The following is a 15,313-nucleotide window of genomic DNA, read 5'->3' as shown; positions in this document are numbered from 1 at the left end:
CTCAGTCTTTTCTCGTAGGGCGGAGGAGGGCTTCGGCGAGGGCGAGCATGGTCTCCTCCAGAGCGCCCAGGCGCCTGGTGAGGTCGGTGGTGGCGGGCTCGACGATGTCGGTCACCGTCTGGGTGAGCTCGGTGCGGTCGGGGCGCGCCGCGACCAGCTCCGTGAGCACCGCCGCGGCGGCGGCCAGGCGCTCGCCCTGGTGGGTGGTCTGGGAGTCGAGGAGCTCGCCCACCCGCTCGCCGATGCTGAGCGTCGCGGGCAGCTGGCCGATGCGTTGGTTGACGGCCTCGATCCGGTCGTCGACGGCTTCGAGGTGCTCGCCGGCCTGCTCGGCGCGCTGGGCGAGGCCGGTCAGGTTGGTCTCCACGCCGCTGAGCTGGGTGCCGAGACCGTCGAAGCGGGTGGTCACCCGCTCCTCCACCTCGCCCAGGCGTTCGTCGAGCGAGTCCATGCCGTTGTCGAGCTGGTTGAAGCGGCCCTCGTTGCGGGTGGCGGAGTCGATGAGGTGGCGGTCGGCGGCGGCCAGGCGTTCGTCGAGCCGGATGAAGTGGCCGTCGACGCGGCCGTCGAGCGTGTCGAAGCGGTTGTCGTGGCGGGACAGGTGGCCGTTCACGGTGGTCAGGTGGCCGCTCACCGTCGTCAGGTGGCCGTTGACCGTGGTTAGGTGCTCGTCGACGCCGCCTAGCCGGCTGTCGAGGGCGCCGTGGACGTCGAGGAGCTTGCCGTCGACGCCGTCCAGGCGCCCGGCCACGCGCTGCTCGGCCTCGTCGAGGCGGCCCGCCAGGCGCTGCTCGGTCTCTCCGAGGCGGCTGGTGGCGCTCTGGTGGGTGTCGTCGAGATGTTCGGTGAGGGTCTGCCCTGTTTCGAGGAGCCGGGCGGTCAGCGCCTGCTCGGCCTCGTCGAGGCGGTCGGCCAGGCCCTGCTCGGACTCGCCCAGACGGGCGGTGAGCCCCTTTTCGGTCCTGTCGAGGTGCGTGGTCAGGTTCTGCTCGGTCCGGTCGAGGCGGCCGGTGAGCCGCTGGTCCAAGCCGGTCAGGAGGTTTTCGGTCTCGCCGAGACGTTCGGAGAGGCGCTGTTCGGCGCTCTCCACCTGGGCACCCAGCCGGTCCGTGGCCGCGGTGAGCTTGCCGCCGAGCTGGTGGGCGGCGGCGGTGAGCCGGCCGTCGAGCTGCTCGGCGTTGGCGGCGAGCTTGCCGTCCAGCTGTTCGGTCACCCGCTCGGCGGTGGCGGTGAGCCTGCCGTCGAAGCTGTCGGGCAGCTCCAGCAGCGCGCCCTCGATGCGGTCCGTACGGGCGGTCAGCTCGGCGAGCGACTTGTCGATGCGGCTGAAGCGGCCCGCGGCGGCCTCCATGCCCGTGTTGAGGTGGCCCAGCCTGACGCCCAGGTCGCTCATCCGCTTGGTGATGCCCTCGGTGAAGTCGAGGACCGCCTGCAGCTTCTTGAGCACCTCGTCCACGTTGTCGCCGACGGTGCCGACCTCGGCCCAGAGCCCCGGCAGCTCCGCCACCGGCGCGACCCGCTGGTGAACCGACTCCACATGCGCGTCAACGGTGCCCACCTGCTCGCCAACGGCGTCAACGTGGTCGCGTACGGCCTCGACATGCTGGGCCAGGCCCTCCGCCCACATCGGCGGCTTGGCCGCGATCTCGTCAAGGCGTCCGCTCACCGTCTCCAGCGTGCCGCTCAGACCCCCCAGCTCCCGCTCGCGAACCTCCCGGAGCAGCCACTCCATACCCTCAAGGCGCTGGCGGATCTCGTCGAGGACGGCTCCCTGGGTCCGCTGCTCGTAGACGTGGTCCTGGGACGCACGCGCGAGCAGGTCCCGCATCCTTTCGGAGATGGCGGAATCGCCGCCTGCCTGTAGAAGGGTGGTGTGGTTGGAGTGATCCACCGAAAGGCTCCTTCGCTCGCCGACGGTCTGCCGCGCAGCGGTGGGACAGGTCCGGTTTGCAGATGAAACGAGAACGCGGCTAACCGCCAAAGGGGAAGGACTCCCGCGTGCTCACCTTAGCCGCTCGATCAAGGTCCGTCAGGAGCGAAATAAAAGATCGGGGTTGTCCCGAGAACGTCCTATTTTGTCATTTGTGCAGGTGGGGACGGGTGACAAATCAGGACGGAAGGCTTATCCATGATTCGGGTAAGCATGATTACCGCTGTTTTGTCACCCGAAAGACGCAGGTCATTTCTGAGCCGTTCGATGTCGACCGCCGAGGCTCGCTTCTTGATGATGACATTTCCGATTTGCCGTTCGCGGAGGGTGGCGCGGAGGCGCTTCAGCGAGAAGGGCAGCACTTCTTCCACCGCGTAACGCGCGGCCCATGGGGTGTCGAACGGCTCGTCGCCGGTGATGTAGGCGATCATCGGGTCGGGGAGTCGGCCGCCGACCATCTCGGCGACCTCTCCGACAAGGTGCGCGCGGATCGCGGCCCCGTCGGGTTCGTACATGAAGCGACCGACGGGGCCGGTCGGCGCCTCGGCCCCGCGGGCGATGAGTGTCTCTCCGCCGGGCAGCAACGTCGCCCGGCGCACCGACCCCACCGATCCCTCTGCGGTGCCGGTCCAGAGGGCTGCCTCCTTCACCTCGCCCTTGTACGACACCCACTCGGCCTCGGCCTCGCCCGGGATGAACTCGTACGGGATGCCCGGAGCCACCTTCAGGCAGGCCCGCCCAGCCCTGGCGACCAGGTCGAGCACGACCGGCCACGGCGGCGAGTAGGCCATGGGGTCGAACGTCCTGCCCCGGTTCGTCCGGCGGGCGGGGTCGGCGAACAGCCAGTCGTAGTCCTCCGGCGAGACCGTCGCCGCGTCGGCCTCGCGTACGGTGACCCGATCCGCGAGCCCGAGCGCCTCTGCGTTGGCCCTGGCGACGGCGACGGTCAGCGGGTCGAGGTCCACGGCGTCCACGACGCAACCGGCGCGGGCCAGGGCGAGGAAGTCGCCGCCGATACCGCAGCAGACGTCCACGACCCGGGTCCCACCGGCGGGGCCGGCCAGGCGGCGGGCCCGGTGGGCGCCGACCTCGGCCCGGGTGGCCTGCTCCAGGCTGTGCGGAGTGAAGTACATGCGCGCCGCGTCGGCGCCGAACTTGGCCTTGGCGCGCTCGCGCAGCGCCGCCTGGGTGAGCGCGGCCGACGTGAGGGCGGCGTCGTACGACCTGCGCAGCCTCGTCGCCGCGGCCACCGGATCGGCTCCCACCACCTCGACGGCCTCGGCGAGTGCGCGCTGCCCGCGCGGGGTGAGCAACTCGGTGAAGGCGTCGAGATCCACGTCACCCGACGTTAGCGTCTCCCCGCCGCACCCCGGCCTGCCCCCGTGCGTCAACAGTGCGTGTCACCCCAATTACCCTCAACCTTGGGCAAGCTCTTGGGCCTTATCGCTCTGAGCAGACGCGTTCGTGTTGACTGTCAAGCCCCTCTTGCATATGTTTCCTGTTGGCACTCTCCCCTTGAGAGTGCCAACGTGCGACGAGGCAGGTCTGACACCCGCGACGGCAGGCCCCGCTGGTCGCCTCTTCTAGATCATTCAAATCTGAAGGGGAGGTCCGATCGTGACGACCGCCACCAAGGTTCCCGTTAAGCCGCTCGGCGACCGCATCGTGGTTCAGCCGCTTGAGGCCGAGCAGACGACCGCTTCCGGCCTGGTCATTCCTGACACTGCCAAGGAGAAGCCGCAAGAGGGCAAGGTCCTCGCGGTGGGCCCGGGCAACTGGGATGAGGACGGCGACAAGCGTATTCCGCTCGACGTCGCTGAGGGCGACATCGTCCTCTACAGCAAGTACGGCGGCACTGAGGTCAAGTACGGCGGCGAGGAGTACCTCGTGCTCTCCGCCCGCGACGTTCTCGCGATCATCGAGAAGTAAGCCGGATGCGTCGGGCCCCGGGCGCGCGCTTGAGCGCGTGCGGCCGGGGCTTTCGACGCTAGGAGAGGACTTTCAGCATGGCGAAGATCCTAGCGTTCGACGAGGACGCACGCCGCGCGCTTGAGCGCGGCGTCAACGCCCTCGCGGACGCCGTGAAGGTAACCCTCGGCCCCCGTGGCCGCAATGTCGTCATCGACAAGAAGTTCGGTGCTCCGACGATCACGAACGACGGTGTGACCATCGCTCGTGAGATCGAGCTGGAGGAGCGCTACGAGAACCTCGGCGCCCAGCTCGCCAAGGAAGTCGCCACCAAGACCAACGACGTCGCTGGTGACGGCACCACCACCGCGACCGTCCTGGCCCAGGCGATGGTCCGCGAGGGCCTGCGCAACGTGGCCGCCGGCGCCTCGCCGCTGTCGCTGAAGCGCGGCATCGACAAGGCCGCCAAGGCGATCAGCGACAAGCTGCTCGCCAGCGCGCGCCCGGTCGAGGACAAGAAGGAGATCGCGAACGTCGCGACCATCTCCGCCCAGGACGCCAAGATCGGCGACCTGATCGCCGAGGCGTTCGACAAGGTGGGCAAGGACGGCGTTCTCACCGTCGAAGAGTCCAACGCCATGGGCATGGAGCTCGAGTTCACCGAGGGCATGCAGTTCGACAAGGGCTACCTGTCGGCGTACATGGTGACCGACCCCGAGCGCATGGAGGCCGTCCTCGAAGACGCCTACATCCTGCTCACCCAGGGCAAGATCTCCTCGATCTCCGACTTCCTGCCGCTGCTCGAGCAGATCGCGCAGACCAAGAAGCCGCTGCTCGTGGTCGCCGAGGACGTCGAGGGCGAAGCCCTGGCCGTCCTGGTCACCAACAAGATCCGCGGCACGTTCACCTCGGTCGCCGTCAAGGCTCCGGGCTTCGGCGACCGCCGCAAGGCCATGCTGCAGGACATCGCCATCCTCACCGGTGGCCAGGTCGTGAGCGAGGAGGTCGGCCTCAAGCTCGAGAACGTCGGCCTTGAGGTGCTCGGCAACGCCCGCCGCATCGTCGTGACGAAGGACAACACGACCATCGTCGACGGCGGCGGCGACCAGCAGGCGATCGAGGACCGGGTCAAGGAGATCAAGATTGCCATCGAGCAGTCCGACTCCGACTGGGACCGCGAGAAGCTGCAGGAGCGCCTGGCCAAGCTGGCCGGCGGTGTGTGCGTGCTGCGTGTCGGCGCCGCCACCGAGGTGGAGCTCAAGGAGAAGAAGCACCGCCTCGAGGACGCGATCTCCGCTACGCGCGCCGCGATCGAGGAGGGCATCGTCTCCGGCGGTGGCTCCGCGCTGATCCACGTCGCCAAGGACCTCGACGACCTGGGTCTGACGGGCGACGAGGCGACCGGTGTCGCCATCGTCCGCCGCTCGCTGGTCGAGCCGACGCGCTGGATCGCCGAGAACGCCGGTCTCGAGGGCTACGTGGTCACCCACAAGGTCTCGGAGCTGTCGGCGGGCCACGGCCTCAACGCCGCCACCGGCGAGTACGGCAACCTGCTCGACCAGGGTGTCATCGACCCGGTCAAGGTCACCCGTTCGGCCGTCCAGAACGCCGCGTCGATCGCCGGCATGCTCCTCACCACCGAGGCGCTCGTCGTCGAAAAGCCGGAGGAGGAGCCGGCCGCCGCCGGTCAGGGCCACGGTCACGGCCACGGCCACTGAGCCGTCCTTTCCACTGGGCCGTTCCTTTCCGCACCCGACCCGCGCCTGATTCCAGGTGCGGGTCGTGTGCTTTCTCCGGCGCGCCCCTGGTCTCGTACCTCCGCAAAGCCATGTATGGCATATGACATACGGGCAATCCAGGCGAAGCTGCTGAGAGGGTGGGCGAAGGGCGATGAACCGGGAAAGCGCTTTATTCGGGTAAACCGGATGTGTGGCTTAAGCGTCTAGGCGTCTGACAATTTCTGCACATTTGGGGTTATGGGATGAAATATTCTTCCGCAATAAAGGCTTAGTGTGGCCGGTCGATTACTGGCCGTTATCGCCGCGTCAATGTGACCAATCCGTAGCCGTTCGCGATGACGACAGGCCCGATCAGTGCGGGCATCATGCCTATCGTGAGCGAGGGAAGCGTCGCCGACGCCAAAATTGGGGTAAGGCTCGCGTCGAGACTTCCGGCACGGACGGATGACTCCGACCTAAGGGAACTGACGAGCCTCGCCGTGCAGGGAGATCGCAGTGCGATCGAATCTCTGCTGGGCGAGTTGCGTCCGATGGTGGTGCGCTATTGTCGCGCCAGGCTGGGCAGGGTTTCAGGGCAATATCACATTGCCGATGACGTAGCCCAGGAGGTGTGCATCGCGGTCCTGTCCGCGCTGCCGCGATACCGCGACATGGGACGGCCTTTCGCCTCCTTCGTCTTCGGTATCGCCTCGCACAAGGTGGCCGACGCGTTGCGGAGCTCGGTCCGCTCGGCCGTACCGACTCAGGATCTACCGGACGGGCCGGACGATGGACCGGGGCCCGAGGAGACGGTGGTCCGCTACATCGAGGTGGAGTATGCCCGCAGGCTGCTCGCCAGACTCCCCGACAACCAGCGCGAGTTGCTGTTGTTGCGGGTGGTGTCGGGGCTGTCGGCGGAGGAGACCGGTAATGTACTCGGTATGTCACCAGGTGCGGTCCGTGTTGCCCAGCATCGAGCGCTGGCGAGGCTGCGGCAGATGGCCGAACTGGAGTCGGCTTGACGCCGGAGGAGCAGACTGACGCGCTCCTCGACGTGCTGGCCCGCGGCGAGCTGCCCGATTCTCGCGATCCGGCCGCACGGCTGCTCGCCGTGCTGCTGGACGACGTGGATCAGCGGCGCTCCTCGGTGTCGATGACACCGTCGACGTAGCCTCTGGCGTATTCCCAGGTCACGTAGTCGGCCGGGTCAGGGTGAAAGGCCGGCTCGTGCATCTGGGGCTGGCCTTTGTCGATCATCTGGCGCAGATTGCCGCGCAGCAGCTCCCAGTCGAAGAAGTGCTGCTCGCCGCATTCCGGGCAGTCGAGCACCAGTCCCAGCACTCCCTGCTGCTCTAACAAGGAGCGGAAGACCTCGACGTCGGCCAGGTCGGTGATGGCCTCGTCGCGCTCGGAGGCGGTCAGCGGTTCGGCGTCGTCGAGCTCGCCCATCGCTGAGGAAGGGTCGTTCGGGTCGTCCGCGAACGGGTCGCGGGGGACGTCTTCCAGCACCTTCCCACCATATGACCGATGCGGCCACCGCGGTGGTGATTAGCTCAGCCAGCCCCGCCGCGCGGCCTCCACACCTGCGTGAAAGCGTGATTGCGCGCCAAGCTGAACCATGGCGTCGGCAAACCTTGCCCGTACCGTGCGTACGGAGACACCCAGCTGACGGGCTATGGAGTCGTCGCACATGCCCTGCGCCGCGAGCCGCAGCACCTGCACCACGCCCTCGCCGCGGCGACCCCAGGGCAGGGGTACGGCCCGGCCCCACAGCTCCTCGAAGAGCGACCGGAGCATGCCCACGACGATCGGCGTCCGTACCAGGTAGAAGTTGTAGGCGTGGTCGGGCAGGTTGCCGCCCCATAGCGCGGGCAGGCCGGCGGCGTCGGCTCCGGCGGTCATGAACCAGCTCGGCACCCGGTCCAGCGTGCGTACGGCCCCGCCGGCGGCCAGCAGTCTGGTCAGCTGGTCGCGTACGCCGGGCAGGGTCAGCGTGGAGACCGGGATGACGGCCCGCACGTTCAGCAGTTTCCGCTGTTGTGCATCGATCCAAGGATCGGCAAATTTTCGGACGAAGTCCGCCATGGTCCGCTCGTCGGGAATCGCGGTGAGTAAGCGCATCGGCGGGGACTGCACCGCCATGCCCACCACGCTTTCGTAGAGCACGTCGGCCCCGCTCACCATCTCGACCCGGAACGCGCCGTTCTGGTAGTCGTGCCCCACGTCGTAGTCGCGGATCAGCCCGCGGATCGAGCCGAGCGCGGAATCGATACGCCGGCTCTCCTCGGCCAGCCGGTCGAGGCGGTCGGCGATCAGCCGGCCGAGCGCGGCGGCGGGGTGCCGGGCGAGGTATTCGCCCGATTGTTCGTCGATCACTCCGAGCCTGACGAGATCGTCGAGCTGTCTGCTCACTTTGTCGACGGGACCGTCCATGGCCTGGGCCAGTTCGGTACGCGTGGCCCTGTGCAGGCGCAGCACCGCCGTGTAGAGCGCGGTCTGAGCCGGGTCCAGGCCCAGCGTCGCGAGGGGATCGGACACGGTGGGAGACTCGCTGCGCATAAAAGGGGCTCCGTAGGGGGGACACGGGCGTGTCGTGAGAATAACTCGGCGATACGTCCTTGTCCGCTCCTTGCGTGGACTCCTTGGCCACATGTGCAACTTCGTGCAATTGCACGTTTTCACATTGCGGTGTGCCGTTGAGTAACGCAGGCTTAACCCAGCGTCGGCATCCACTTGAGCTGGCAGCGCTGGCCATCAGGACGCGGAGGGGGGTTCGGTGGCGCTTTAATGCGCTTCCGCCCGGATGTCGGTGGCCGGAGGATGGGGCGGATCACCGACCGCCCCATCCTTCGGCTCTTTGGGATGCCGGGGGTACGACGGGCCGTGGGGGTCATCGTGCTCCCGGCCTCGGGACGTTTTGCATGTAGGCCCTAGACTTGCCTCATCAGCATCGGCAGGAGGGGCCGCAGCATGTCCAAGTTCACCGAGACGGGTCTGACCTTCGACGACGTGTTGCTCGTCCCAAGCTATTCAGACCTGCAACCCGGTGACGCGGACACCGGTTCGCGCCTGTCGCGCGGCATCAACCTGTCGATCCCGCTGGTCTCCGCCGCGATGGACACGGTCACCGAGGCCCGCATGGCCGTCGCCATGGCCCGCCAGGGCGGCATCGGCATCCTGCACCGCAACCTGTCGGTGGAGGAGCAGGCCCAGCAGGTCGACCTGGTCAAACGGTCCGAGGCCGGGATGGTCACCAACCCGGTCACCTGCACTCCCGACAACACGCTGGCCGACGTGGAGCGGCTGTGCGCGACGTACCGGATCTCCGGGGTGCCCGTCACCGACCTGTCCGGCGTGCTCGTCGGCATCGTGACCAACCGCGACATGCGCTTCGAGACCGACCAGTCGCGGCCGGTGCGTGAGGTCATGACTCCGATGCCGCTGGTCACCGCCCCGGTGGGGGTGTCGCGCGACGACGCGTTCGCGCTGCTGCGCCGCAACAAGATCGAGAAGCTGCCCCTGGTCGATCCCGACGGCAGGCTGCGCGGCCTGATCACGGTCAAAGACTTCACCAAGAGCGAGCAATATCCGCTGGCCACCAAGGACGCGGACGGCCGCCTGGTCGTCGGCGCCGCCGTGGGCGTCGGCGGTGACGCGGAGCTGCGGGCCAAGGCGCTGATCGAGGCGGGCGTCGACGTGGTCGTGGTCGACGTCGCGCACGGCCACTCCAAGGGCCTGGCCGACATGGTCGCCAAGCTCAAGGCCAACAGCAAGGTCGACGTCATCGGCGGCAACATCGCGACCAGGGCGGGCGCCCAGATGCTCGTCGACGCGGGCGCCGACGCGGTCAAGGTCGGCGTGGGCCCCGGCTCCATCTGCACCACCCGCGTCGTGGCCGGCGTGGGCGCGCCGCAGGTCACCGCCATCTACCAGGCGTCGCTGGCGTGCGGGCCCGCCGGGGTGCCGGTCATCGGCGACGGCGGCCTGCAATACTCCGGCGACATCGTCAAGGCCATCGCCGCCGGCGCCGACACGGTCATGCTCGGCTCGCTGCTGGCCGGCTGCGAGGAGTCGCCCGGTGAGCTGATCTTCATCAACGGCAAGCAGTTCAAGTCGTACCGGGGGATGGGCTCGCTCGGCGCGGTCCGCAACCGCGAGCGCGGCGGCATGTCCTTCAGCAAGGACCGCTACGCGCAGGCCGACATCGGCGGCGAGGACAAATACATCCCCGAGGGCATCGAAGGCCAGGTCCCCTTCCGGGGCCCGGTCGCGGCGGTCGCCCACCAGCTCGTCGGCGGCCTGCGCCAGGGCATGTGGTACGCCGGCTGCCGCACGATCACGCAGATGCACACCGACTGTGAGCTCATGCCGATCACGGCGGCGGGACTCACGGAGAGCCATCCCCACGACATTCAGATGACCGTGGAAGCCCCGAACTATCACAGAAGGTAAGACATGACTCAGCAGGTGGAGATCGGCCGGGGCAAGACCGGTCGCCGGGCCTACGCGCTCGACGAGATCGGCCTCGTACCCTCCCGGCGCACTCGTGACCCGGAGGAGGTCTCGATCGCCTGGCAGATCGACGCTTACCGGTTCGAACTACCCGTGGTCGTCGCCCCCATGGACAGCGTGGTCTCGCCCGCCACCGCGATCGAGATCGGCCGCCTCGGCGGTCTGGCGCCCCTCGACCTCGAAGGGCTCTGGACCCGCTACGACGACCCGTCGCCGCTGCTGGAGGAGTGCGCCTCGCTCGACGCCGAGGCCGCGACCAAGCGGCTGCAGGAGATCTACACGGCGCCGATCAAGGAAGAGCTGATCGGCCGCCGGATCGCGGAGATCCGGGAGTCCGGCGTGACCACGGCGGTCCGCCTGTCTCCGCAGCGTACGGTGCAATATCACAAGACCGTCATCGACGCGGGCGTGGACATCTTCGTCATCCGCGGCACCACGGTCTCGGCCGAGCACGTCTCGGGCCGGGCCGAGCCGCTGAACCTCAAGCAGTTCATCTACGAGCTCGACGTGCCGGTCATCGTGGGCGGCTGCGCCACCTACACGGCCGCCCTGCACCTCATGCGCACCGGTGCGGCTGGCGTCCTGGTCGGCTTCGGGGGCGGCGCCTCGCACACCACCCGCAACGTGCTGGGCGTGGCCGTGCCGATGGCCACCGCGATCTCCGACGTCGCCGCCGCCCGCCGCGACTACATGGACGAATCGGGCGGCCGCTACGTCCACGTGATCGCCGACGGCGGCATGGGCACCTCGGGCGACATCGCCAAGGCCATCGCCTGCGGCGCCGACGCGGTCATGGTCGGCTCGCCGCTCGCCCGCGCGACGGAGGCCCCCGGTCATGGCTTCCACTGGGGCTCGGAGGCACACCACCCGGACCTGCCTCGAGGCCGGCGGGTGGCGTTCGACACGGTGGGCACCCTGGAGCAGATCCTGCACGGGCCGTCCAGCGTGGCTGACGGGTCCATGAACCTGATGGGGGCGTTGAAGCGGACGATGGCTTCGACGGGTTACTCGGACATCAAGGAGTTCCAGCGCGTCGAGGTGGTCGTCGCTCCCACCCAGCGCTGATCGTTTGGGCGCCCACCCGCTTCGGGCCTAAAGGGCTTCGCGGGTGGGCGCTTCGCGCTTCGGGGGCAGACGTCGCTTCCAACGGTACTGATCGTGGGCGGCACCCCGGTGCCACCACCCCGGCGTGACGCCGTACCGCCGCTCCAACGGTGTCTGCGGGCAGATCCCGGCCGGCCGCCGGGCCGAAGGGCCGGGGCGGTCAGTGGGTGCCTGGTCTGGGGATGTGGATGCCGGCGGCGCGGAGCTTGGTCTCGACGAGCGCGACCCCCTGGGCCGCGGCCGAGCCCTGCTCTTCGCCGTGGAGGGCGATCAGTTCGTATCGGGTCGCGGCCTCGGTGCGGGCTTGCAGACCGGTCACGATCTTCAGCTGTGCGGGGTTGGCGAGGAAGTGGTCGGCCATGGCGGTGGCGAGCTCGGCGATGCGCGGGTCGTCCGGTTCCCAGTCCGCGGCTTCGGCGCCGCGCTTGATCAAGGCGACGAACCGGGTGTCTTCGAGGGCCTGCTCGACATGAGTGAGGTAGTCGTCGAAGCCCTCGGGGACCAGGGCCCTGGCCAGCACCCAGCCTTCCCTGGCGGCCGCCACGTCCGCCGCGGAGAAGCCGAGGCCGGACAGCCGCTCCAGCAGCGCCACAGCACGGTCAGGCAGCAGAGCCCGGTCACCATCGGCGAGCCGGCGCAGCGTGTCACGCCGCGCGATCAGCTCCTCGATCCGTTCGTCGAGCTGCCGCTCGACGTCGGCGAGCGCGGTGGCGAACAGCGCGGGGTCGGCGTCGAGCAGAGGCCCGATCTCGGCCAACGGCACCCCGGCGGCGGCCAGCGTCCGGACCTGGACAAGGCGCAACAACTCGGCCGATCCGTACCTCCGGTAGCCGGAGCTGTCGCGTTCCGGCTCCTTCACCAAGCCAAGCTTGTGGTAGTGCCGCACCGTCTTCACCGTGACGTCGACGAATGCCGCCGCCTGCCCGATCGTGACTCCGTTCATCTGCGCAATCCTGCCTTGTGCTCGAGCTCGGCGACTAAGCAGACCACAGCCGAGCATGTGGACGGGCCACGCCGAGCTCGGCGTGGCCCCGGTTCGCGTTCTACCTGATGCCCGCCCTCGAGGCGTACGGGTCACAGGTGCTCAGTCCGTCGGCTGAGCCGGATCGGTCTGCCCACCACCGAACACCTCGTTGAGGAGCCTTTGCTGAGCGTTCTGGAATGCGGCCGCGATGGACAGGTCGGCGTCGTCCACGCAGTTCAGAGCGGCGATCAGGGTCTTGCTGCCGTCGGGTGTGCTGGACATCAGCGCCGCATGGCCCACGGCGGCGCCGTTGTGGGAGATGACCGTGCCGTTGTCCGTGGTCACCACGAACACTCCCAGGCCGTAGTCCATGTTCGGGATGCCCGTCGGGTGCGGGGTGCACATCTCGGCCAGCAGCGGGGCCGGCAGGAGCTTGCCGCCCAGCAACGCGGAGATGAACGTGTGGAGGTCCTGGGTGGTCGAGATCATGTCACCGCCGCTGGAGATCCAGGAGGGGTTCTGGCGGGTGATGTCGATCGTTTTCTGCTCGCCCGCGTCCTCGTACTGGTAGTAGGCGTGGGCGTGCGGCGCGGGGATCTCCGGCGAGGCGTCCGGCAGCATGGTGCCCGACAGCCCGAGCGGCTCCAGGATCAGCCGCCGCATCTCCTCGGCGACCGAACGGCCGGTGACCTTCTCGATCAGCAGCCTGGCCAGCACGTAGTTGGTGTTGGAGTAGCTCCAGCCCGTGCCCGGCTCGAACCGCGCAGGCTTGGACAACGCCAGACGTACCAGCTCCTCCGGCCGGTAGGTCTTGAGCCGGTCGTCCACCCACTCCTTGCCCGTGGTGCCGTAGGGGATGGGGATCCCCGGTACGACCGTCCCGTCGTCGTAGACCTCGCCGCTGAAGTTGAACACCCCGCTGGTGTGCTGCAACAGCATCCGCACCGTGATCCGCTCGTCCAGCCCGAACTCGGGCAGGTAGTACGCCGCCGGGGTGTCCAGCCCGACCTTGCCCTCGGCCACCAGCTGCAGCACCAGGGTCGCGGTGAAGGTCTTGGTGGCGCTGCCGATCCGGACATGCCCGTCGATCGGCGGCTTGGCGGTCCCGCCCAGCACGGCCGCCCCCGCGCTGCCGGCCCACTCGCCCCGCTCATCGTGCACGCGCAGCGAGACCCCGACGAAACCGGAGTCGACGATCTCCTCGATCGCCTTCCGCAACTCCGGGCGATCCTGCCCGGTAGCCGTCTCTGGACCGGCCTCGCGGTCCGCAGTGTCTACCCTGGCGGCGTCGAGGGCCGCGGTGATCTTGCGGGCCATCTCAGTCGTGGCAGGGCTCGGCTGGCCCTGGTGAATCTGGGCGGTCTCGACAGCGATGAGAACGGTGCCGCGGAAGTTGTCGGCCTCGGCCGGATCCTGCTTCTTCAGCAGGTTCATGGCCGTGGTCAAGGCCGGCAGCACGCGGTCGGCGATCTCGGCCACGGACTTGCCGGCCAGGTCCTTGCCCTTGGGGTACGTGGCGAGCACGTGACCGATCAGACCGGTGGCCGAGCCTAGGGCGATGCTGCCGTTGGCAGCGATCTTGTGGGGCTTGCCGGCGGCGCCGGCGGCGGCCATCAGCGACACGGCGCCGTACGCGGCGATCCGCAGGGTGCTCTTGTCCTGGTCGGAAAGGGTGATCGTCATGGTGGTTCGATCCTTCGAATCCGTTATGTCCGGGTCGGCGTTTGCCGCTGCGCCGAGCTTCCACCCTGACCCAAGGTCAACCTCAACTGTGATATAGCTCACAGCTGTGGCGAGGCCGACGACTGACATGGTTACTGCGACCTGCTAGGTTATTGGTCAATCACTAACATAGGAGCGGATATGACAGCCGAGCCAGACGACGCCGGCCGCCGCGCCGCTGCCCAGCACACCGTGGCCGAGCATCTGCGGCTTACCGCGGCGGGCCGCGTCGACGAATGGGTGACGCTGTTCGCCCCGGACGCGGTGCTCGAGTTTCCGTTCGCGCCGGCCGGCGTGCCGCTACGGGTAACGGGGCGCGACGCACTGCTCGCGCACATGAGCAACTTTCCCGAGACCTTCGACGTAGAGTTCGTCGACCTGGCGTTCCATCCCACGGTCGATCCGAGTCTCGTGATCGCCGAATTCCGCTCGACGGGCACTGCACTGCCGACCGGGAAGCCGTACGAGCAGAAGTGCATCTCCGTCGTCCGGACCGATGACGAGGCGCGCATCACCCACTACCTGGACTACTGGAACCCGCTGGTGGCGATCGAGGCCCTCGCACCCCACGACGTGCCGTCCGACCCTGACCTCAGCGTGACTTTTGGAGGCTGAGAGCCCATGCCCGCCGCCGGCACCAGCACGAAGAGCGACGAACGACGTCGGGCCATCGTGGCCGCCGCGATGGACTGCTTCGCGCAGAAGGGTTTCTACGGTACGACGACGCACGAGATAGCCGAGCGGGTCGGCATCTCTCAGCCGTACCTCTATCGCCTGTACCCGAACAAGCAGGCGCTGTTCGCGGCGGTGGTCGACCACGTGTCCGTCGTGATGACCGAAACCTTGGTCACGCACTCGCGGGTGTCGGGTGGGGTCGGTCCGGTGTCCGAGGCGGCGTCTGGTGGGGCCGGGCCGACGTCCGAGGCGGTGTTGGATGCGGCGCGCGGCGCGTATGCCGCGCTCATCGCGGATCGGACCATCCTGCGTTTCCTCATGCACGCCAACTGTGCCGCCGGTGAGCCGCTGGTAGGGGAGGCCGTGCGTCGGTGCTACGCCAAGCAGGTCGACGTCGTTCGGCAGTTGCTGGGCAACGACGACGCCGTGCGGCGCTGGTTCGGCGCCGGAATGCTCGACAACGTGGTCGCCGTCCTGGGTCTGGCCGACATCGATGAGCCGTGGGCGCGGGTCCTCGCCGCTCGATGACCTGACATGGGGGGATACGCCCGCCGACCGATCTAGGCGGGCAGGCTCTACGAGGAGCCGTCGGGGTCGCCGAGGATTATGAACGGCTGACCAACGGGCACCCCCAGCGAGGCACTCGACTGCGCCTGCACCCTCCACCTCATCCTCTGCCACGGCGTGAACTCGAAGGCTGCTTCGTGGCAATACTGATGAGGATCCAGATGATAGAGGTATGCATGAGCTCGGGTAGCGGCCTGGTTCCCGGAAAGCCGC

At 68.3% G+C, this 15,313-nt stretch carries 14 protein-coding genes; 8 read left to right on the top strand and 6 right to left on the bottom strand.

Translation table 11 applies throughout. The annotated features are described in order from the left end of the window. Window position 1: 1 nt before the first annotated feature. A complete protein-coding gene (locus LDL49_RS24835; protein ID WP_225293858.1) occupies window positions 2–1,891 on the bottom strand; it encodes an apolipoprotein A1/A4/E family protein in 1,890 nt (629 codons plus the stop codon). Between the two features lie 179 nt (window positions 1,892–2,070). Beyond that, a complete protein-coding gene (locus LDL49_RS24830) occupies window positions 2,071–3,267 on the bottom strand; it encodes a class I SAM-dependent methyltransferase (protein ID WP_225293856.1) in 1,197 nt (398 codons plus the stop codon). A gap of 280 nt (window positions 3,268–3,547) precedes the next feature. On the opposite strand from LDL49_RS24830, the gene groES reads away from it, so the two are divergent. The 4 genes from groES to LDL49_RS24810 all read left to right on the top strand — a co-directional run bounded on the left by groES (window position 3,548) and on the right by LDL49_RS24810 (window position 6,727). Next, entirely contained in the window at window positions 3,548–3,859 is a 312-nt protein-coding gene (gene groES / locus LDL49_RS24825) for a co-chaperone GroES (RefSeq protein ID WP_184958020.1), read from the top strand. Window positions 3,860–3,936: 77 nt separating this feature from the next. Continuing rightward, window positions 3,937–5,556 (top strand): chaperonin GroEL, encoded by a 1,620-nt coding sequence (gene groL, locus LDL49_RS24820; RefSeq protein ID WP_225293855.1) that lies wholly within the window; start codon window positions 3,937–3,939, stop codon window positions 5,554–5,556. A gap of 386 nt (window positions 5,557–5,942) precedes the next feature. After that, on the top strand, window positions 5,943–6,578 hold the full coding sequence (locus tag LDL49_RS24815; protein WP_225293976.1) for a sigma-70 family RNA polymerase sigma factor: 636 nt from the start codon (window positions 5,943–5,945) through the stop codon (window positions 6,576–6,578). Continuing rightward, entirely contained in the window at window positions 6,575–6,727 is a 153-nt protein-coding gene (locus tag LDL49_RS24810; RefSeq protein ID WP_219531431.1) for a hypothetical protein, read from the top strand. The genes LDL49_RS24815 and LDL49_RS24810 overlap by 4 nt, the downstream gene beginning before the upstream one ends. Here LDL49_RS24810 and LDL49_RS24805 read toward each other — a convergent pair. Continuing rightward, window positions 6,688–7,065, bottom strand: a complete 378-nt coding sequence (locus LDL49_RS24805) for a DUF5319 domain-containing protein (protein WP_225293853.1) — start codon at window positions 7,063–7,065, stop codon at window positions 6,688–6,690. The two genes, LDL49_RS24810 and LDL49_RS24805, sit on opposite strands and share 40 nt — an antisense overlap. Before the next feature lie 39 nt (window positions 7,066–7,104). Next, entirely contained in the window at window positions 7,105–8,094 is a 990-nt protein-coding gene (locus LDL49_RS24800; RefSeq protein ID WP_225293851.1) for a helix-turn-helix transcriptional regulator, read from the bottom strand. A 432-nt stretch (window positions 8,095–8,526) separates the two neighbouring features. Here LDL49_RS24800 and guaB point away from each other — a divergent pair, with 432 nt between their 5' ends. Continuing rightward, window positions 8,527–10,008: an IMP dehydrogenase gene (gene guaB, locus LDL49_RS24795; protein WP_225293849.1), complete on the top strand. Its 1,482-nt coding sequence runs from the start codon at window positions 8,527–8,529 to the stop codon at window positions 10,006–10,008. Window positions 10,009–10,011: 3 nt separating this feature from the next. Further along, window positions 10,012–11,133 (top strand): GuaB3 family IMP dehydrogenase-related protein, encoded by a 1,122-nt coding sequence (locus tag LDL49_RS24790; RefSeq protein WP_225293847.1) that lies wholly within the window; start codon window positions 10,012–10,014, stop codon window positions 11,131–11,133. Window positions 11,134–11,332: 199 nt separating this feature from the next. Here LDL49_RS24790 and LDL49_RS24785 read toward each other — a convergent pair whose 3' ends face one another. Further along, window positions 11,333–12,115, bottom strand: coding sequence for a MerR family transcriptional regulator (locus LDL49_RS24785; protein WP_225293845.1), 783 nt, complete (start codon window positions 12,113–12,115; stop codon window positions 11,333–11,335). Window positions 12,116–12,256: 141 nt separating this feature from the next. Beyond that, entirely contained in the window at window positions 12,257–13,819 is a 1,563-nt protein-coding gene (locus LDL49_RS24780) for a serine hydrolase domain-containing protein (RefSeq protein WP_225293843.1), read from the bottom strand. A 180-nt stretch (window positions 13,820–13,999) separates the two neighbouring features. Here LDL49_RS24780 and LDL49_RS24775 point away from each other — a divergent pair, with 180 nt between their 5' ends. Together LDL49_RS24775 and LDL49_RS24770 are read left to right on the top strand one after the other, a co-directional pair. Then, complete coding sequence (locus LDL49_RS24775) at window positions 14,000–14,473, top strand: nuclear transport factor 2 family protein (RefSeq protein WP_225293841.1); 474 nt, start codon at window positions 14,000–14,002, stop codon at window positions 14,471–14,473. Between the two features lie 6 nt (window positions 14,474–14,479). Beyond that, window positions 14,480–15,061, top strand: coding sequence for a TetR/AcrR family transcriptional regulator (locus tag LDL49_RS24770; protein ID WP_225293839.1), 582 nt, complete (start codon window positions 14,480–14,482; stop codon window positions 15,059–15,061). Window positions 15,062–15,313 lie beyond the last annotated feature (252 nt).

The sequence above is a fragment of the Nonomuraea aurantiaca genome, from assembly GCF_020215705.1.
Taxonomy (GTDB): Bacteria; Actinomycetota; Actinomycetes; order Streptosporangiales; family Streptosporangiaceae; genus Nonomuraea; species Nonomuraea aurantiaca.
This window is presented reverse-complemented; position numbering and strand designations above follow the sequence as displayed.